The sequence below is a fragment of the Rhodocytophaga aerolata genome, assembly GCF_030503435.1.
GTDB classification, from domain to species: Bacteria; Bacteroidota; Bacteroidia; order Cytophagales; family 172606-1; genus Rhodocytophaga; species Rhodocytophaga aerolata.
Genome location: NZ_JAUKPO010000004.1, coordinates 125,646 through 144,668 on the forward strand (window position 1 = coordinate 125,646; position 19,023 = coordinate 144,668).

A 19,023-nucleotide genomic window follows, 5' to 3' on the forward strand; every position below is an offset into this window, starting at 1 on the left:
TATATTTATAGTTTGGATACAACCTAATCGTATGTAATGCAAAATAATCTTTTTGCCATATACGTAACTAGAATAAAACCGACATTTCTGACTAAGGACTATTATTGTTTTCGGGTATGTATAGGCTATTATACCTGAAGTTATTTGTAAGAAATTACGTTTGAATACAAGATACACGTTCTGAGAGAAAAATTTAATTAATTCGTGTAAAAAGGCAGCGTATTACGAAGTCAGAAAGTAAACGAACCGGGAAGTTTTAATACCATTTCATCTTTGACTAGTTGCAGGGTGTTGGCCTCATCCCTCCTGTTCGGATAGTGTTCCATACCGTACAATCACTGTCTAAAAGTGTAACACTCATCTTATATATTTTATCTATTAACATATTATAAAATATTGAATATCAAATAGTTATTCTTATGGCATTTTATTTGTACGACAAAATATAAACTAATATATATATGCGCAGAACGTACTTAGGAGAATTTGAAGAAGTAGTTTTGTTAATGGTCGCTATTCTGGATGGGGAAGCTTATGGAGTTACCGTTAGCCAGGAACTGGAAACACAAACCGGCAGGCAAGTAACCTTTGGCACGGTCCATAATACCCTGATCCGGCTGGAGGAGAAAGGTTTTGTTAATTCGAACCTGGGCGGAGCTACGGCAGAAAGAGGCGGCAGGCGCAAGCGGCTATTTACCCTCACCCCTGCCGGAAGCAGGGCCATATTCGATATACAACAGCTACGGCAGCAGCTCTGGCAGCAAGTACCTCCACATACCATCAAATTAGCAGGCATATGACTTCTCCAGGCAAACCCTTACCTCAGCCACCAAAGTGGGCAGGAAAAATGCTCCAATTCTTGCACCCTTCTGCTACTCTGGAAGAAGTAGAAGGAGACCTGGCAGAGCTATATGCTTACTGGTATAGGCAGTATGGCAAGCAAAAAGCAACCATCCGTTATATTCTGGCAGTGTTCTCCGTGCTGCCTCCTTTTGTCCGGCGGCGCAGACCCAACCATTCCTATTCTCAACCTCTACTCCTTTCACCTGCTATGATTCGCAATTACCTGACTATTGCCTGGCGGAATCTCTTACACCAGAAAGCCTACTCTTTCATCAACATTATGGGTCTGGCGGTGGGCATGACCGTTGTTATGCTGATTGGCTTATGGATCTACGATGAATTGTCATACAATACCTACCACCAACATTACCCAGATATAGCTCAGGTTTGGGGTGGCGGCACAGATCCGCAAAATTCCACTATTGAAGGTTCGTATGCCCTGCAATATCCCGTTGGACCCACCCTGAAGGATAACTATGCGCAGTATTTCAAACATGTATCCATGGCCTTTGGTATCGGGGAGTGTACGGTTTCCACAGGAGATAAAAAATTCAGTAAGAGAGGACAGTTTATAGAAGAAAATGCCCTGGATATGCTTTCGTTACGTATGCTGCAGGGCAATTATCAAAGTCTGCATGACCCTCATTCGGTGATACTTTCACAATCTACAGCTGAGACCATTTTTGGCAAGGAAGATCCCATGGGCAAGCGATTACGCATAGATAACCTCCTGGAAGTTACGGTAACAGGCATCTATGAGGATATACCCAGGAATAACCATTTCAGCGACATTCACCTTTTCTTGCCCTGGCCTCTGCTTGTTTCGTACCGGGAGTGGATGAAAGAAGGTGCTACTGACTGGGACAACCGGACAGTGAATGTGTATGTACAACTACAACCTAATACGCCCATAGAAACAGCCAATGCAGCTATCAAAGACTTATATTCCCAATACGTACCCAAAGATTTTTTCACCACGATAGAAAAGAATAAGCCCTTTGTGCAACTCATTCCTATGAGCAGCTGGCATTTATATTCCGAGTTTGAAAATGGAAAACCTGCCGGAGGACGTATTACCTATGTATGGCTGTTTGGCATCGTTGGAAGTTTTGTTTTGCTGCTGGCGTGTATCAACTTTATCAACTTAAGTACGGCCCGTGCTTCTACCCGTGCCCGGGAAGTAGGCGTCCGCAAAGCAATTGGCTCCGGGAAAGGACAGTTAATCGTGCAATTCTTAAGTGAATCGTATTTGGTAGTGCTCCTGGCTTTCTCGGTGGCGGTAGTGCTGCTTCTGCTCGTACAAAATCCGTTTAATGAACTAGCAGATAAGGATATTGCTTTACCTTTTGGTCAGCCTCTTTTCTGGGCATGTATGCTTCCGTTTCTTCTGCTGACAGGTTGTATGGCTGGGTTATATCCTGCCTTTTATCTGTCTTCTTTTCAGCCAGTGAAGGTATTAAAAGGGGTAATACAGCACGGACGTACGGCTGCCTTGCCTCGTAAAGTAATGGTAGTTGTTCAGTTTACCGTGTCTGTCATGTTAATAATGGGTACGCTGGTGGTATATCAGCAAATCGAGTATGCCCGCAATAGGCCTATTGGGTATGACAGGCAAAGTTTACTTACCCTAGATATGAGTGATCCTGGCTACAAAAGTAAACAGGAAGTCCTGCGGAACGAACTGCTCCGGAGCGGCGTAGTAGCCTCAGTAGCCACTTCTTCCTCTCCCTTGACAGAAGTATGGAATGTAACCGGCGGATATGAATGGCAAGGTAAAGATCCCGATCTGGATGCCTCCTTGGTCAGATGTAATGTAAGTCCTGACTATGGAAAAACAGTAGGTTGGGAACTAGTGGCCGGACGTGATTTTTCTACAGCCTTAGCCACTGACTCAACCGATGCCATCATCATAAATCAGGCAGCGGTCCAGTACATGGGTTTACAGAATCCGGTCGGGCAAAAACTTACGGATGTGGATGAATTTGGTACGCCCAAATGGACCAGAACCATCATTGGTGTAGTAAAAGATATAGTAATGGAATCTCCCTATGAGCCAGTTCAGCCGGCTATATACTTTACGAATGAAGATGCCTACGCGCTGCTCCATATTAAAATTAATCCGGCAGTAAGTGCCAGCGAGGCTTTGCCTAAAATAGAAGCGGTCTTTAAAAACATTGTTCCCTCTGCCCTTTTCAACTATACGTTTGTAGACGAAGCATATGCCCATAAATTTAGCCAGGAGGCACGCATTGGTACACTGGCAGGTGTCTTTTCCCTGCTTGCCATATTTATTTCCTGCCTGGGATTATTTGGCTTAGCCTCTTTTGTGGCCGAGCAGCGTACCAAAGAAATTGGTATCAGAAAAGTACTGGGAGCCAGCGTATATACACTTTGGCATATGCAAACAAAAGAGTTTGTTACCCTGGTGATTCTTGCCTGTATACTAGCCATCCCTATCAGTTATGGGATAATGCATACATGGTTAGCCAGCTATGCCTATCATACAGAAATTTCACTTTGGATTATATTTTTAACCTGTATTGGAGCTTTACTACTCACACTTCTGACCGTGAGTTACCAGGCAGTAAAATCTGCCTTAATGAATCCGGTAAAATCTTTACGGAACGAGTAAACCGATATCCTAGCAGACTTAGCGTTAGGGAATGAGAAAATATCATTGGGTTTATTAAAGTCATGGTTCACCCCTATTTAGATTCTACATGATTAGATTCTAACTCAAGGTTAATCTGCTTTATTACCGAATCAATCTCCATGGCTTGATCCACCATTTTTTCAATAAAAAAGGCTGGGTCCGTGTCTGGTTCAAGTTTATAGATGGAGGCAAGTCCAAGCAGCCGTGCTACCGGACCTCTTAACTGATGGGCATTGGTATAGCTGTACTTAATCAATATTTCGTTTTGAAGCTGAATCTTTGCTGTCCGTTCATTTACTATTTTTTCCAGATCTCTGTTCAATGCGCTAAGATTGTTTTGAATTTGCAGTAGCTCTTCGTTTTGGGCTTCAATTTCTTTTGCCTTCTCCTTAAGTTGGCTATTGGTGTCTCTCAAATGCTGGTGGATTCTATCGTAGCTTGCTTTCAATACTCCGCTTGCATAGGTAAGAATGAAATATAACACAGAGTACGTTATGCCTGCCGTAAGGGCATCTTGTATATGATGGAGAAATAGGGTGTTGATAATTATAAAGGTGATTCCGTGCATTATCCACATGATTCGCCCTTTTAACATGATAGAAAAAATAAAACCTACAATGAGCACAACCGCTAAGGTGGTGGTGGTATTTGGTATTGTTAAACGTTGGTAACTCATAGCTGCCAAAACAACCGAAGTCACCGTTAATACGGCTACCGTAGGATAGTTACGCCTGAGTATGTATGCAACAATGCATGCAGCTAATATGGCAATGGAAATATAAATAGACAAGATATCTTCAGGAAATAGCAGCACATTAGACATAAGCACTAAAAACACGCCTGCTATTGAAATTATCAATATGGTGTTGAGGAAAAATTTCTCAATGTTTTTTATCTCCATTTTATTGATCATTCGTATTCTGTCGGTTGTGAAATTACTAAAATTTGCAGGGTGAAATTAATCTGTTGCGTGCTCTCTGGGACCCAATTACTGTGTTGAAAATTCAATTGTCCGGGAAGTTATCTGGCTTTCGGCTAAGCTACTGTGCACTGACCTATGCCTTGTTCTATGCGGTGCCATTTAGCTGTGACACATTGGTTTACCAACTACCTTTGGCCTTATCTGCTGTGTTTGCGTTTCTTTATCATAACAACCGTGAAATCATCTCCCCGCAAAATTTCAAACTTTTTTACTGTCTCCTGAAAGCTTTCCTCCAGATGCTGCTGCAAGCTAAGTCCGGCCATCGTTTGTGTGTAAATAGATTTTCTAGCGTCATAAAACCCATCGGTTGCTAATATAATAATTTCTTCTTCTCTCAAAGGCTTTTCTGTTACCGATATTTGTAGATTACTCATCCCTATCACTTTACTGAGCATATATTTATCTATTATCCGTACCCCTCCATGCATGAGTACCCTCTCTTTAAACATAATTGCATCATCTTTGGTGAGCAACTGCAACTGGCCTTGATAAGAACTATATATCCGGGAATCGCCTATATTAGCCAGATAACAGCAAGCCTGCCCTATAGGCCAAACGAATATCGAAAGTGTGGATGCCATTTTATGGCAAGCTCCTTCTACCTGCAAGATGAAAGAATTAGCTTGTTGAATGCTCTTTTCTACCCGCTTGCTTACCTGTTTTCACCTTGATTCTGTTTAAAAAAGTCGTATATCTTTTCGCAGGCTGTTCGGGAAGCCAACCAGTCACACGGTTGTAAGCCTGTTATTTAAAATGGGCCGCTGTCCGTTTAAAGTCGATGTTAGCCAACGTTTCATTCTTTTATGTTTATATCGAAACGTCCTTCTCTGATAATAATGGAATCTTTTTTATTTGTGTGATGGTATAGGACTCCTTCAAATCTTCCCGAGACTATGTCTGCGATAGTATCAATCTTAGTTATATATAAGTTGAAAGGTGTTTTAGTCGAGTCAATCAGATAGTAATGATTGACGTTTCTTGTTTCATCACTAAAAGATACTCTATCATCAGGCCTTGTGCCATCTATCAAATACACACCTGTGCCTTTAATATTGTCAAGCGATATATCGAAATGCTGCGATACAGCGAGTTTTCTGTCGCGTCTTATCAACTGCAACGCTGTCAACAAAAGTGTTTTTCCCTCTTTGTAAGTATAAAAACTACTTTCTATGCTTTCCTGACAGCCGCCGATAAATTTACAGTCTTTACCATAATTGACCCATACCTCATCATTCTTCAGAAAACCAACTGTATTCTTTCCTTCTTGCGTCTCGGGTGGCAAGGTAAATTCTAAATCCGGGTCATCCGGAAAGCATCCTGATAGCAATAACAGAAATATCCAGAGTATATACTTTGCGTTCATAACATTATATGATGGCTGACATGAACCTAACCCATACCTAAGCTTTTTATGCTTCTACAGATAATCTCTTTTCGTCGAATATTTTCTTTAGCTGCTGCTTTAAATAAATATATTTTTCATTAGTAAGAGCAAAGCCAATGGTTATTCTTGACACTTCCAACTTTTTTTGCCCTAGTTCATCTAATTCAATGTTTATCTGATGAGGGCTAAGGCTAAGCTTTTTAATGCCACCATAGGTACTATACCCCTGATCATCCCTTTCTATATAGTAGGTATCTATATTTGATGCAATATTCTGTCGGTCATCCTCATTCGTACATTGAATCAGAAAGTAGTGATTTACCTCTATACGTTCTTGCAAATCAGCAAAAACATTAACTAAAACCCCATTTTCATTGTACTCAGCTGAAACGGCATCTGCATGAAATTGTAGCATCATGTAAATTTTCTTCGATAGCGATAATTCAAAGGCAACCGGAGACCGGTCCCGTAGTGGTAAGGCTTTCCGGTTGGAAGGGATCGATTAACGGATTGCCTGGTGGTAGGCCAGGTACTTCTGTTACCTTAGGTTTTTGTGTTTCTCACCCCATTTTTCAAGTTGTTTGATAACAGGTTCCAGTTCGTAGCCAATTGGGGTCAATTCGTATTCTACCCGTGGCGGAACTTCTGCATAAACCGTTCGTTTCACAATTTTTTTTGCTTCTAACTTTCGCAACTGCAACGTAAGCATTCTTTCGGTTATGTTGGGCAGAAGCCTTTTCAATTCTCCAAATCTAAGTTTTCCCTTCATTAACCAGGAACATATCACTAAAGCCCATTGGCCGCCGATTGTGTTGGCCGCATACACTTCTGGGCATTCCTCGGCTAATGCTTGCTTATTGGCAAAGTTTGTTGAGGTTTCCTTAACTGCTGACATTACTTACATTTTTTATAGTACCCTACAATGGGTTGCTAATGTACAAAACTTAGGTGATGCACTTTATTTTTGCCTCAGCAAATTTTTACATTTTGACCGCATGAAAACACTAGTAATTGTTATCCATCCCGATATTAAAAGTTCGGCTGTAAATAAAAGATGGATTGAAGAACTGAATAAATACCCTGACAAGTATGTTGTTCATCCCTTGTATGAAGTGTATCCTGATGAAAGAATTGATGTGTTGGCAGAACAAAAACTACTTGAGCAATACAGCAAAATTGTATTTCAATTTCCTTTTTATTGGTTCAATTGTCCTCCCCTCTTTAAGAAATGGTTAGATGAAGTTTTGACTTATGGCTGGGCTTTTGGCAGTAAAAGTGGTTACAAAGTTTCGGGAAAGAAAATTGCTTTGGCGATTTCAGCAGGGGCCGATGAACATGAATACCGTTCATCTGAAAAATACAAATATACCTTAGCTGAGTTAACCAGGCCTTTCGAACTTACTTTTGAATATGTAAGAGCAGACTACCAACCACTTTTTGCTTACTATGGGATTGAATTAAATGCTTCGGGCGAATGGATTGAAAGAAGTATCCCTCTGTATCTGAATTTCTTAAATTCTTTATAAGAATCTGGTACCAGCATTTTTTCGGCGGTTAGTATGTCGCCTAACGTAATATGAACCTACGTATACATTTGGATTCAGCTTAGGTTTGTGTAGCTGGGCCAAAGTTATCCTTTGCAGGATGTTACCTGCTAGCTTTATTATGTTACTGATTTAATCTTTAGATTTGAGTGTTTTTCGAGCAGTAAAGTTACTTTACTGAAACAAACGCAATTGCATCAATCTCCGCCAGGTAGTCTGGATGCCCTAGCCCAGCTACGAATAAAACAGTAACGATTGGTGGATGTGAAACTGTAGCAAGAAACTTTTGTGCTGCTTCAAATCCCTTTCTAGCATCTTGACCTTGGAGGAGGTGTATATTCAGTTTTACCAAATCGCTAAAATTTGCTCCACACGATTTAAGAGCAATGTTCAGATTTAACATAATCTGCTTCACTTGTTTTGACAAGTCACCTTTTCCAATAATTTCTAAGTCTTTATTGACTGCATTCTGTCCACCAATGTAAATGGTTTTACCATTCCCTTGTGTTGTTACTACTTGCGAGAAAGCAGGACTTTTGAAAAGCCCCTCAGGATTCAGGTGTTCTTTTTTATTCTCCATTTTGTCTTTTTTTAGCTTGAAGGTAATAGACCAAATGCACCCGCAGCCGAAGCCTCCCGGATCAGCCTATTACGTCAGCGGCTCGGTTGACGACTGTGCATGGTTTTGGTGGCTATTATTTTTAATAGGTGATTAATAGACCAATCCCATTATTTGTTGTACCCACTCTCCACTCAAAGGGTTGCTGCTTATATAATTGGCCTTCTAAACCTGCGTTGTATACCTCTACAGCTCTTGCGGCTTGTTTATGGGCTTTGATTCGTAAAGGGATGGCAACAGCAAACGTACCAAGGCCAAGACCAACAAACGACCACACTAACTTGCCATTGTCCTCTCTCAGTTGTGTATTAGGCGGTGGAAACAATGAATATAAGGGAGCCATTGCCATACCTATGCCTAAATACCCAAAGAAATTGGCTAATGAATAATTAGTCTTGGCCGGTTTGATCAACTTGTAGGCCTGTTCATTTTTTTTCAGCACCGGTGCTATGGCTGGAAGGCTTAAAAAGACTTCTCCATATTTGTAGCCGGGATTGGGAAAGCCTTTTTTTACTGCAATTTTTTCGAAAGTAGCTTGAGCATGGAGCGGTAGTATAGTAATTAAGACTATACACATTGTCATATAGATGGTTTTCATAACATTTTGTATTTATTCTAATAGCTACCAATAGACCAGCCGCTAAAGGCAGCCGGAGATTGGATATACATAGCTGGTATATTCAAATATAAAGAAATATGCGCTATACAGGGTTGATGGATGGCTGGTATTTTACCACCACTATCACTAATTTTTTCCCTGGTTAATTAATTAACGGAATAAAATATAGTTTGTCGGGACTGCTAAAATAGTATGTGCATCATACTAGTAAGATACGCTGAGAAGAAGGTGTTTTACATACAATTATCGACGAATGCGCTGTGCTAGCCCTACCTGAGTTCTGACCCGGCTGCTGATACGCTATACGAGAGAAATAAAACCAGCAACAAGCCCCATGGCTACCTTTACACAGGCGTAAGCCCTCTACATGTAATGGCTTTTTATTCTAATGCCATGCCGGTAGTTTTACTTATTTTTTACATGACATATCTGTGAAAATACTCATCCTGGCCTTACTAATCCATCATTCAGCTGTCGGCTTCCAAGATTACAATGAGCAGCAAGCAAAATAAAATTTTCTTCTAGTGAAAAGAATACTATCTTTAGCTTTTAACCCTAACCTAAAAATGTATGGCATTTGGTATCGTAAAATTTTTTAATACTTCAAAAGGCTTCGGCTTCATTAAACCTGAAGATGGAGGAGATGATCTGTTTGTGCACATGTCAGCAGTGAAAGATGAGATTAGAGAAAATGACCGGGTGAGCTATGAAGCAGAACGTGGTCCCAAAGGAATGAATGCAGTGAATGTAAAAAAAGTAAGGTAACTGTACAAATAAGAAACCTGACAGCCGCATTGGCTACTTCAGCCTAGTAACTAACGTAGGCTGCGCTTGGCTTGCGGCTGTCAGTACAGAAACCTTGGCCCAAAAGTCTTGGCGACATCTTGTTGATCTCATCTTATACCATTTGGTCTCAGCCTCCTAAGTTCATGCAGCTTTAGGCAAGCAAAACTTGTACATACAACAACTACTACCTCTTATCAACCTTCGGCTTCCAGATGAACATCCTAACAGAAGCTTTGGGCTAGGGAATGTATGATGGTCTACCTGGTATCTGCTTTTTATACCCTACCTGGAAGCGTTTAAGTCTACCTCCATCTGAATATTACAGCGTTTGTAAGGCGTGATGCGTCCGGCAATTTTCTGAAAACCTAGTTTGTGGTAGAGGTTGATGGCAGGTTTGAGAATCGTATTGCTTTCCAGATACAGTTTGGATGATCCCAGCTCCTTTGCTGCATTGATAACCGCCTGACCGAGCAACCAGCCAATGTTTTTACCTTGTGCTTTGGGTGATACCGCCATTTTAGCCAGTTCGTACGCATACGTAGGGTCATTCATTTTGATAAGTGCACAAACACCAACAGGCTCATTTTTGTAGAGTGCGACAAATATTTTTCCGCCTCTATCTAAAATATATTCTTTGGGATTATCTAAGGCTTTGTAGTCGGCTTCTTCCATTTCAAAATACGTAGAAATCCATTCTTCATTGAGGGATTTAAATTTGGATTGATGGTGAGCTTCATACTCCACAATTTGCACTTCTTTACTCTCACGCATTTTCTTTTGTTCCTGCACTCTTCGTAGCAACGACTTTTGTTCCAGCAGGAACTCCCATTCTGCCATTGCTTCCCATAAGTTGTGCGTGGCTTCGGAGATAATGTTTTCTATGGCGGCATCCACATCTAGGTATTGTACTTTAATTTTTTCTGAAAGTTCCTTACCTTTTTGAGTCAGTAAAACACTATTTCTTCGTTTATCTGGCGATTCCAGGTTTTCTTTGACTAGTCCGGCTACCGTCATTTCTTTAATAATTTTGCTGACCGAAGGCTGGGAATGTCCGATTGCCTGGGCAATTTCTGTAATGGTTTTTTCTCCCTCCTCCGAAAGAATATAAAATACCGGAAACCACTTTGGGGAAAGCTCTACTTGGTATAACGCATATATTTGAGCTGCGTCATCCGTTATTTTGGCAGTCAATAAACGTAAGCGGCTGCCAAGGGCCATTTTGCCTGTTTTAGAAAAGAAATTCATATTACATAATTAATTATATAACTAGTTATGTAAATATATAAAACTGATTTTATTAGTCAAATATTTTCCTATTTAAAAGTTCAGATTTTTTCGCATACCATGAACCTGTTTAAACTTTTCTGAATACTATTAAATAAAGAGCGTAGGCCCGGAAAAATAGCGAGAGTGTGTTGGGAATGCAGGGAAGAAGCATTATTTTTCCTAGACCTATTTTGTTACTCAAGGCACTGGGCTGGCTCAAAACGTGCGTTTTGCCCTGTGGCAATGACAAAAAAGTAAGATGATAGGCTCAACATCATCTAGTTTAGTCATAACCTTAATAACATTTCAAATAAGTTTAAACAACTTCCCTGTTAAAAACGCTGGAAGCCCAACCTAAAGCTTACCTACTTTTTAGATAAATCAGTTAAGGAGGAGGCCATTAGGTTACTGTACAGAATTAAAAGAAAAGACCCCTAGGTAGTAGGGGTCTTTTCTTCCGTTTTTAAAGCGGTTATTTGCACTTGCGTAGCACTCATCTTACTACACAACTCTCTTCTTCGCTCCATAGATAACTTAGGCCAGTTCAGGTTCATTTCCTGAGCATCTTTATTGAAGGTATCTTTTAATTCACTAAGAGTCTGATTGTCTTCCGGAAGGTTTTTGATTAATTCTATATAATTCCCCATAGCTTTTTTCTCAAGATACGTCTTTTTTTTGACAAACACCCTATTGGCCCCTGTGTACTGACTAACTAACAGACAAGGTAATGTATCATTCCAATACTAAATCAATAATGTGCTACTTATATCCTGCCTCTAATTGGGAAAAACTATGATTATCAAATCCATTATTATAGTCCTCGTAAGCTCCATTTATAGACTTTGTGTCCGTCAGTATGCACAAACTGGTTCCATAGGAATAAACCGCCAAAAACAGTATGCCAAAGAAGCTAATGAACAGAATGCAGATGGGCTTAAAACCGAAGTAGTAGAAAGTGAAACCATCCAAACAGAACCCAGAAAAGTGATGTGGACCGGAATCTGAGGCGGATGCCGGAAACATGCAACACGACTACAAAATGGAAGTTAATAAAGCTAGCTGGCTAAGCAAAGTGCGTCAAATGTTGAAAAGGAATCTAAGATGGCTCTGAAAGCTAAAAAAGCCCATAAAGCAAGAATAGACACAGATAAATAAGCCGATAAAACTGCTTACCTATTAAAACTGACTAAAATACTGTTAATCGCATGGCTTGCTTCACTTCGGGCCCGGCTGAATTCTGATATCTTTTCAATTTTATCTTTCTCAAGCCAATACCCTTTCAGATGCCTGGAAGATTGGTTTTGCAGATCATCTAAGGCTACCCTTTTTCTCCCCTCAAAAAAATCATCTTTGGGGCTGCTCATTTTTGAAATTATCTCAATAGACTGCTCAATATAAGATTCCAGTGCTTTGGCCTTATCATCAGCTATAGACAAGTCGTTGACCTGGTCTAAAAGTATTTTTAATTCGGTAAGTGAGGTTTTGCCCATATAATTATTAAAATGATTTATCTGTTTTTGTCGCTGACTGATACTTTCCATGACTAATGGCTGTATTGCCAATAATTGCACACCAAGCCTTTTCCAAAAGTATTATCTGAAACTACGTTCAGGCAACCTGGAATTACCCTTTTTCTGAGAAGGAATCAATAGGCTTTTCCACCAGTGTTAGCCCCCATAAATGATCCCCAGTAAGAACCTACTTCCTGAAAATACTCATGGCTATTGGTGGCAGGCCAATGATGTTTATCAAATCCTGGGGCTTTTTCAAAGAGCGCCCGGTCTATATTCAGCGTAAATTTGCGGTTCACCTGATCTAACTTTAGGGCTTTTAAAGGAAGGGCAAATAATTTTTCTCCCATTCCTAAAAAACCTCCATATTCTATAACAACATAGGTAATAGATCCACTCTCCAGGTCTACCATCAGATCTTTAATTTTGCCCAGGTGTTCTCCTTGCAGGTTTTCTATCCCATCTCCGATCATGGAGGTGGCCGTAAGCGTTTTTACCGGCCAGTTAGCATTACTTCCTTCTTGATTCTGGCCGCTCATATTGCTAGCCGATAAATCCTGTGATTGCTCATTCATAGTAGTAATTTGTTTTTGGTTAGTCCTATTTCCAGCTCAACTTATTATACAACCATTGATAAAAGGAATAGGTAATGAAACAACGTATAAGAGAAATGGCTGACCTGCTGTTAAGAATTGTTAGATGGCTAAAATTCTGGTGTACGTCTCTATATCTTTAACGCTTTTATAAGAAATATGGCCATCTGAAAGAAACCACTAGAACTGGTTGGAAGCTCATTGGCTTTTTCTTAATATCTAGTGCCTGTTTAGCAACTTAGTAACATTCCGGTGCTTTTTGGAATACTCTTGCAGAATAGGTGAAATGGTGCTGAATACTTCTTGCTCATTAAGGCTCAAGACATGCCCAATACCATGAGTTGCCCGTTCATCCCCCTTAAAAAAAAAGCGGGCAATCACCTGCTTTGTATCTGGATACACTTTTACTGATTTTCTTTCAATGGAAATTCTCATCATGTCTGGTTGAAATGTAGGAAAGAAAATCTGGTGAGATCACCTTTACTAAGTAGATTTGGTAAGTAAGGCGGACAGGATGCTTTACCAAAAATAGCTATTTGTTAAAGGTACTCATTTTTTCGTAAGTTATCGTGATAATTTACCTGGCCGGGTTATAAAAGTAGAGTCATTCCTTTGCGCTTCTTCCTACAGCAATACAACTAGCCTAGTGCACGGATACCTATCTATTCCAGGAATCAGCTACAGCTGGCTACGTATTTTTTTCCAAGGGGCTCTAGTTCTGAAAGGATGCATTACTAAACCAAGTGTACCTCTATGAAATTTACCAGTATGGTTTCATTTTACGATAGTTTATGATTCGTTTTTTCCGGTAGAAAAAGAAAAAGGCTGACAACCTTTAAGGTATCAGCCTTTTTTACATATATACTTTCTAGTTAAGAAACATTGGCCATTTCTTTCTTTTTCAAAAATACTTTGGCGGCGGCTTTTTCTTTAGGTAACTGGATAATGCCTATCAGATTCAACAATTTAATAACCTGGTAGGTAGGATCTATCTCATACCATTTAAAGGCAAAATTAGCCCGGTTTCCATAGGTATGATGGTTGTTGTGAAATCCTTCACCCATCATAAATACATCCACCGGCATTAAATTTCTGGAAGTATCTTTTACTTTGAAGGTGATATAGCCAATTTTGTGGGCAAACCAGTTAATAATAGCCCCATGTATTGGAGACATCAGAAAATGAACAGGTAATAATAAAAACCATATCCAGGAAGGAGCAAAGTAAATATAAAACAAGGTATACAAGGCTCCCCATACAAGTCTAACCCATCCTTGTGAGGCAAAATCATCAAAGGCTTTCCAATCCGGAACATTCACTGTAAACTTAGGGTCTACCACAGCTGTTCTTCTGCGGATGGCAGAATAAAAAGTCTTTGTTTTCCACATCATATCAAAAATACCAGTGCTGTATTTAGGTGAATGCGGATCTTCCTCGGTATCGGCAAATGCATGGTGCATGCGGTGCATTACCCCATAGCCATAGGCGCTTAAATAGTTGGAACCTTGGAAAATAAAGGTTAATACATAGAAAATCTTTTCCCAGGTTGGCGACATCGTAAAGGCCTTATGTGCCGCATAGCGGTGCAAGAAGAAGGTCTGGAAGAATAAGGAGCCGTACCAGTGAAGGACAAAGAAGATCAATATAGCTGTCATACGTTTTTTTCTTACAAATATGCCGCATATCCATAAGCTAATCGAGTGAAATCAGACGACTGGTAGAATATAGCAGATGACTTGCAAAATTTTCTGGCTGGGCTGCATCAGGAATTAAGCCAGTCTTTAAAAGCCTGAACCCTTTCGCGGCTCACAAACACTTCTTCCTCTTCGGCCGGGTGTAATTCCAGCTTTAGCCGGCCGTTAAAATGCGGATGTATTTTTTTGATGGAGTCTAGCGAAATAAGCCGGCTGCGGCTGATGCGGTTAAACTTCTTCGGATCAATCTGCTCGGTAAGCTGATCCAGGGTGGGTTCAATAGCGTATTTTACATTGTCGAAGGTAACCAGGAAGCTGAGTTTTTGCTCACTCTTAAAATAGGCAATTTCATTGATTTTGATGACAGTCAGGCCGCTGCCTTTTTTTACTAAAAACCGTTCTTTATAGTCTTCTCTGGGCTTCTCAGGCCTGGTCAGGTGGCTTTTTTTGAGCATCCGGTAGGTCTGGTATTCATATTTTTTCAGGGCTGCCCGGAGTTCATCTATGTCAATTGGTTTGAGCAGATAATCGACACTGTTTTGCTTAAAAGCCTGTATGGCATACTGGTTATAGGCAGTAGTATAAATGATGGGGGCTTCAATAGGCAACTGGTGGAACAACTCAAAGCTTTCTTTATCCTCCAGCTGGATGTCAGAGAAAATAAGGTCTGGCTCCGGATTGTTCCGAAACCAGTGCAAGCAGCTTTCCACTGAAGTGAGAACGGCCAGTATTTCTATGCTTGCATCTATTTTATGAAGCTGAAGCGTTAATTTCTCGGCAGAGAAAAATTCATCTTCGATAATTACTATTTTCATGGCTGTTCCAGAATCTTTGGTAAACCTACTTTAAATACCCCATTGGTATGTTCTATAAATATGGGTTTACCAGTAACATATTTATACCGGGCTTCCAGGTTTTTAAGGCCAATACCGGTAGATTCTTCTTTTACTTCTTTTAAATATAAGCTATTTTCTACCCATAAAACAGTATCTGTACAATAGATACGCAAGATCAATGGGTGATGCTGTGAGATGCGGTTGTGTTTCACTGCATTTTCTACCAGCAGCTGTATAGACATTGGGAGTATGTAAAAAGAAGTTTCAGGCACTTGCACATCTAAAACCACCTGGTTGTAAAACCGTACATTCAGCAAAAAGCAATAGGCTTTCACTACCGTAAGCTCTTTGGTTAGTTCAACCTGCTTTTCATCGTTATGCTCCAGCACATAGCGGTACACCTGCGCAAGTTTGGTAATATACTGATCGGCAAGTTCAGGATCTTTGTAAACTACACCACTCAACACACTCAGGCTATTAAATAAAAAATGAGGGTCCAGTTGTTTTTTCAGGCTTTCTACCTTCGCCACCAGATTTTCCTGACGAAGCTTTTCCTGCTCCAACAGCGACTGTTTCCATTTAGTGAACAAAAAAGCACCTTCGTTAAAGGCGATGAATAAAAGGGCAAGCAGGAACGACACAAAGATGTTTTGCAAGATTACCCCAACAGTAATATTGACGGCCGAAACCAAATAGCCATAGGTGAGAATACCTATAATGAGCATCACCGAAGAAAACACAAATATCCAGGCTATTTCATACACCAGGTGTTTAATAATGCTCTTCTCCCAGGGAAAAAAATAAAGCACCAGTGCCTGAATTAGTTTGCTTCCCTCCCAGATTACATAACTTGTCAGAGTAGCTACCAGAATAGAAAGCAAATGGGCCACAGACCCAAGTTCTAAGGGAATAAAAAAGGTAGGAACCACTATACCAAAAGAAAGTGCGCCTAGCAGCGAAGTCCATTTAATACGAAAGGTATACGTAAAGCGTTCTGCCACCTTGAAAGTAGAATAGCTACAAATCCTTATAGAGGATTGTATCTTTTTTTGCAAATATACTATAATTAAAACCGAAAGCAGCTACGATACCTGAAGAGGCGTTGCCAGGATAAAACACTACTGCTTAACGTTAACATGGTTACGGTACAAACACACTACTGTTGTTCGCTTCAAAGGACAAGGATGCATCAGACAGTATAAAATCGTTCTACTTTCCGGTTGACCTTTCAGCCATTTTCTCATAAACAGTATTGCGGACAGCACCTGGCATGTATCAAAAAACAGTTAATAAATACCTGCTTACACGTATTGTCTTTATGTACTGATTATAATATCTTGCATTAGTACCTAAGTTACTCTAACAGAAAACCTTAACTGGTTCTGTGATTTAAAAGCTTGTAAAATTCTCCTGACGATTACTTGTTTATTTGAAAGGGTATGTTTACTCCCTGCATAGAATCCGGAAAATAAACGGCTTCTAAAAAATTTTACCGCAATTCGTTTTTGGCTCGTCTGGAGAAGGTATTCCTCTATTTTTATTGGCCCACTGGTTAGCGGTGTGTCACATAAACCAATTGTAGTTCACCTGCAAAAGTCAATCACCCTAACTATATCTAAAACTATGGCTTTAACACTAGAAACAATCAAAGAAGATGCTTTTGTCGAAAAGTTTGCCCTAGGTAATGTACCCAGAGAGGTACCCAAAGGCATTTCAAAAGGAATATCAAGTTCCAAAAATATAAGCGGTATTGAGGTGCGTTTGTCGCGGGCGTTCATCATCGAAAACAAGACTAAGCCAGTGCTGTTTTTTCCCGGGTTTGCCAAACTCTATCTTATTGTTACCGTGGTAAGCGACCAGGGAAACATTGTGCAAACGTTGGATCTAAAGAGCTTTGCCAAAGTAGGAGACAATGAAGATCTGCCCGTAGACAAAACGATTTATTTCTTTAAGAAAAATGATGACAACGAAAGCCCTTCGCAGATACACATTCTAGTATCGGTTGTCAAGAGCAAGCAGGCTTTGCGGGATGTGGCCAGGGTACTTGCCGATGTGAAGAACGACAAGGAATTTGGTGATCTGGTAACTACCATGAAAGAAACCATAAAAAATGCCAATGCTGTAGACCAGTTATCTAATACCTTGTTTTCGGTAGCTGCCATTTTCGGAAAATTCTTAGGTGAAGTAGATGACAAACCCCTCATGACCTGGGTGCAAAGTTTTACCGATATTAACGGAGACTTCGACAAATTGGGCAAAACCACCATTGGCCGGAAAAATAATTTTGCTGCGCTGGATCTATCCATCATCATCCGGGATACAGAACGGGAACGGGCCATTGCCAAAGCGAATAACCTCACTATAGAAGAGCTCGAGATTGCAGAAAATGGCGTCGCTTCTCAATAAGGAAATACACGATAAGGGTCAATTTATGATAGCAACAGGTCTGATGTTTAGCAACGTCAGGCCTGCTTCTTTTTAGGATGGCTATTCTTGTCTTACTCCCCCTAGTAGCTTGTACAGTCCAGAGCATATTTCTATGGCTGTATATACTTTCAGGCCTTCGACATTTGTGAGTTCAGCTTACGTTGGTTCGCTCCACCACTGATTCACTTGCGTGCTGGTATACATGCCATATCCTCTGTTTTCAGGATCTTCCGGCATATTCAGGTACGTTTTAAAAAAATTAATGGTACGGGTAAAATCAGTTCCGTAAGCGCTGGTATTCCTGGGAATAACCATCACCGAATGCACGGGGTTATGTCCCGCATGGCTTCGTTCATAATCAGAATACGTCCCCAGGTAAGCCGCCCTGCACGTGATGCCGGTATCTCCGGTGAATCTGCCGGGATAGGAACGCCGCATTCCTCTTTTGAAGAACTTCTTCAGATCCAGCAGCGACCGGGTAAAAGTCATTTCGTTATTATTGGCGGGGAAAAAAGTCCGGTCGGCATAGTAGTAACTGCTGACAAAGGAAGCATTCACTGAAATGGTGAACATATCGGTATCCGCATGGCTACCAAATGACTTGCTGCGGAAGGCACCTGTTTGCATCACTTTATACAACGTGTATTGTAATAAGCTCTTGCGAAAATACAGCCCCATACCCAGCAATAGCCATCTGTAACAAAGGCTTTTTTGAAGTTATCCCAGTCGGCATCGCTCATGTTCTGGGCAAAAAAATCTTTTGTTCGTCCATCTTTGTCCCAGGGATCTCTTTCAGAAGGGCGGGCACCCCCAGAACTAAACTCACTCCGCTGAAAGGAGTTGACTAGCACCGGGCCTCCAAACCATCCATGTCCCAGAATACTAAACTCCTGCACGGTACCTGGCTCCGAATTTCCAATATTGATAATATACTGGTACGCATCGGTAATAGACATGACGGTAGTTTCGGCAGGAATGAAATGTTCGCTTTGGTAATGGATGCGCCTGTTGATTGCCTGAAAAGCACTAGATTCCACCTGCCACGAACGCATAGATCCATTCGATACATTGCGCTCGATTTTGCCGGTTTTTACATCAAACCGTACAAAAACAACCTCGGTATCATTCTGCCAGGCAGGATTTTGCCTGAGCAGGTGCAACCTTCGTTTGTCGGCAATGTAGGAGAAATCGACACCGCCGTTGGCATAATCATACCCGGCTACCAAAATGATATATTTTTTCATACTTGGGGATTTAAATAGAAAT

23 protein-coding genes are annotated in these 19,023 nt (G+C 40.6%); 6 read left to right on the plus strand and 17 right to left on the minus strand.

The features are described from left to right. Window positions 1–461 precede the first annotated feature (461 nt). Both Q0590_RS09345 and Q0590_RS09350 read left to right on the plus strand, forming a co-directional pair. Window positions 462–800: a PadR family transcriptional regulator gene (locus Q0590_RS09345; protein ID WP_302037256.1), complete on the plus strand. Its 339-nt coding sequence runs from the start codon at window positions 462–464 to the stop codon at window positions 798–800. Beyond that, the gene (locus Q0590_RS09350) at window positions 797–3,475 is read left to right on the plus strand and encodes an ABC transporter permease (RefSeq protein ID WP_302037257.1); all 2,679 of its coding nucleotides are present in this window, start codon (window positions 797–799) and stop codon (window positions 3,473–3,475) included. Before Q0590_RS09345 ends, Q0590_RS09350 begins: the two co-directional genes overlap by 4 nt. A 73-nt stretch (window positions 3,476–3,548) precedes the next feature. Here Q0590_RS09350 and Q0590_RS09355 read toward each other — a convergent pair whose 3' ends face one another. The 5 genes from Q0590_RS09355 to Q0590_RS09375 all read right to left on the minus strand — a co-directional run bounded on the left by Q0590_RS09355 (window position 3,549) and on the right by Q0590_RS09375 (window position 6,757). After that, window positions 3,549–4,409 carry a coiled-coil domain-containing protein gene (locus tag Q0590_RS09355; protein WP_302037258.1) on the minus strand — a complete coding sequence of 287 codons (861 nt, stop codon included), beginning with the start codon at window positions 4,407–4,409 and terminating at the stop codon, window positions 3,549–3,551. A gap of 206 nt (window positions 4,410–4,615) precedes the next feature. Further along, a complete protein-coding gene (locus Q0590_RS09360) occupies window positions 4,616–5,059 on the minus strand; it encodes a SpoIIE family protein phosphatase (protein ID WP_366970385.1) in 444 nt (147 codons plus the stop codon). Window positions 5,060–5,271: 212 nt separating this feature from the next. Beyond that, window positions 5,272–5,841: a Riean_0653 family protein gene (locus Q0590_RS09365; RefSeq protein WP_302037259.1), complete on the minus strand. Its 570-nt coding sequence runs from the start codon at window positions 5,839–5,841 to the stop codon at window positions 5,272–5,274. A gap of 46 nt (window positions 5,842–5,887) precedes the next feature. Then, window positions 5,888–6,280 (minus strand): Imm10 family immunity protein, encoded by a 393-nt coding sequence (locus Q0590_RS09370; RefSeq protein WP_302037260.1) that lies wholly within the window; start codon window positions 6,278–6,280, stop codon window positions 5,888–5,890. 120 nt (window positions 6,281–6,400) lie between these two features. Continuing rightward, window positions 6,401–6,757: a winged helix-turn-helix transcriptional regulator gene (locus Q0590_RS09375; RefSeq protein ID WP_302037261.1), complete on the minus strand. Its 357-nt coding sequence runs from the start codon at window positions 6,755–6,757 to the stop codon at window positions 6,401–6,403. 100 nt (window positions 6,758–6,857) lie between these two features. Here Q0590_RS09375 and Q0590_RS09380 point away from each other — a divergent pair, with 100 nt between their 5' ends. Then, a complete protein-coding gene (locus tag Q0590_RS09380) occupies window positions 6,858–7,388 on the plus strand; it encodes an NAD(P)H-dependent oxidoreductase (protein WP_302037262.1) in 531 nt (176 codons plus the stop codon). A 187-nt stretch (window positions 7,389–7,575) separates the two neighbouring features. On the opposite strand, the gene Q0590_RS09385 is transcribed toward Q0590_RS09380, so the two are convergent. After that, complete coding sequence (locus Q0590_RS09385) at window positions 7,576–7,986, minus strand: RidA family protein (RefSeq protein ID WP_302037263.1); 411 nt, start codon at window positions 7,984–7,986, stop codon at window positions 7,576–7,578. Between the two features lie 121 nt (window positions 7,987–8,107). After that, window positions 8,108–8,623, minus strand: coding sequence for a hypothetical protein (locus Q0590_RS09390; protein WP_302037264.1), 516 nt, complete (start codon window positions 8,621–8,623; stop codon window positions 8,108–8,110). Window positions 8,624–9,214: 591 nt separating this feature from the next. Between Q0590_RS09390 and Q0590_RS09395 the strand changes: the two genes are divergently transcribed. After that, window positions 9,215–9,409, plus strand: coding sequence for a cold-shock protein (locus Q0590_RS09395; protein ID WP_302037265.1), 195 nt, complete (start codon window positions 9,215–9,217; stop codon window positions 9,407–9,409). Window positions 9,410–9,712: 303 nt separating this feature from the next. On the opposite strand, the gene Q0590_RS09400 is transcribed toward Q0590_RS09395, so the two are convergent. Both Q0590_RS09400 and Q0590_RS09405 read right to left on the minus strand, forming a co-directional pair. Continuing rightward, on the minus strand, window positions 9,713–10,675 hold the full coding sequence (locus tag Q0590_RS09400) for a bifunctional helix-turn-helix transcriptional regulator/GNAT family N-acetyltransferase (RefSeq protein WP_302037266.1): 963 nt from the start codon (window positions 10,673–10,675) through the stop codon (window positions 9,713–9,715). A 455-nt stretch (window positions 10,676–11,130) separates the two neighbouring features. Further along, window positions 11,131–11,343, minus strand: a complete 213-nt coding sequence (locus tag Q0590_RS09405; RefSeq protein ID WP_302037267.1) for a hypothetical protein — start codon at window positions 11,341–11,343, stop codon at window positions 11,131–11,133. Window positions 11,344–11,488: 145 nt separating this feature from the next. Here Q0590_RS09405 and Q0590_RS09410 point away from each other — a divergent pair, with 145 nt between their 5' ends. Further along, window positions 11,489–11,701 (plus strand): hypothetical protein, encoded by a 213-nt coding sequence (locus Q0590_RS09410; protein ID WP_302037268.1) that lies wholly within the window; start codon window positions 11,489–11,491, stop codon window positions 11,699–11,701. Between the two features lie 164 nt (window positions 11,702–11,865). On the opposite strand, the gene Q0590_RS09415 is transcribed toward Q0590_RS09410, so the two are convergent. From Q0590_RS09415 to Q0590_RS09440, 6 genes are all read right to left on the minus strand, one after another. Further along, window positions 11,866–12,237: a hypothetical protein gene (locus Q0590_RS09415; protein WP_302037269.1), complete on the minus strand. Its 372-nt coding sequence runs from the start codon at window positions 12,235–12,237 to the stop codon at window positions 11,866–11,868. 104 nt (window positions 12,238–12,341) lie between these two features. Continuing rightward, window positions 12,342–12,782 carry a PRC-barrel domain-containing protein gene (locus tag Q0590_RS09420; protein WP_302037270.1) on the minus strand — a complete coding sequence of 147 codons (441 nt, stop codon included), beginning with the start codon at window positions 12,780–12,782 and terminating at the stop codon, window positions 12,342–12,344. A 237-nt stretch (window positions 12,783–13,019) separates the two neighbouring features. Beyond that, window positions 13,020–13,238: a hypothetical protein gene (locus tag Q0590_RS09425; protein WP_302037271.1), complete on the minus strand. Its 219-nt coding sequence runs from the start codon at window positions 13,236–13,238 to the stop codon at window positions 13,020–13,022. A 434-nt stretch (window positions 13,239–13,672) separates the two neighbouring features. After that, window positions 13,673–14,455, minus strand: a complete 783-nt coding sequence (locus Q0590_RS09430; protein WP_302037272.1) for an acyl-CoA desaturase — start codon at window positions 14,453–14,455, stop codon at window positions 13,673–13,675. A gap of 107 nt (window positions 14,456–14,562) precedes the next feature. Continuing rightward, window positions 14,563–15,309: a LytR/AlgR family response regulator transcription factor gene (locus Q0590_RS09435; protein WP_302037273.1), complete on the minus strand. Its 747-nt coding sequence runs from the start codon at window positions 15,307–15,309 to the stop codon at window positions 14,563–14,565. Then, window positions 15,306–16,331: a sensor histidine kinase gene (locus Q0590_RS09440; protein WP_302037274.1), complete on the minus strand. Its 1,026-nt coding sequence runs from the start codon at window positions 16,329–16,331 to the stop codon at window positions 15,306–15,308. The genes Q0590_RS09435 and Q0590_RS09440 overlap by 4 nt, the downstream gene beginning before the upstream one ends. Window positions 16,332–16,953: 622 nt before the next feature. Between Q0590_RS09440 and Q0590_RS09445 the strand changes: the two genes are divergently transcribed. Beyond that, the gene (locus Q0590_RS09445) at window positions 16,954–17,736 is read left to right on the plus strand and encodes a hypothetical protein (RefSeq protein ID WP_302037275.1); all 783 of its coding nucleotides are present in this window, start codon (window positions 16,954–16,956) and stop codon (window positions 17,734–17,736) included. Between the two features lie 177 nt (window positions 17,737–17,913). Here Q0590_RS09445 and Q0590_RS09450 read toward each other — a convergent pair whose 3' ends face one another. Then, window positions 17,914–18,384 (minus strand): hypothetical protein, encoded by a 471-nt coding sequence (locus Q0590_RS09450; protein ID WP_302037276.1) that lies wholly within the window; start codon window positions 18,382–18,384, stop codon window positions 17,914–17,916. After that, window positions 18,384–19,001, minus strand: a complete 618-nt coding sequence (locus tag Q0590_RS09455; RefSeq protein WP_302037277.1) for a hypothetical protein — start codon at window positions 18,999–19,001, stop codon at window positions 18,384–18,386. Before Q0590_RS09455 ends, Q0590_RS09450 begins: the two co-directional genes overlap by 1 nt. Between the last annotated feature and the right edge of the window lie 22 nt (window positions 19,002–19,023).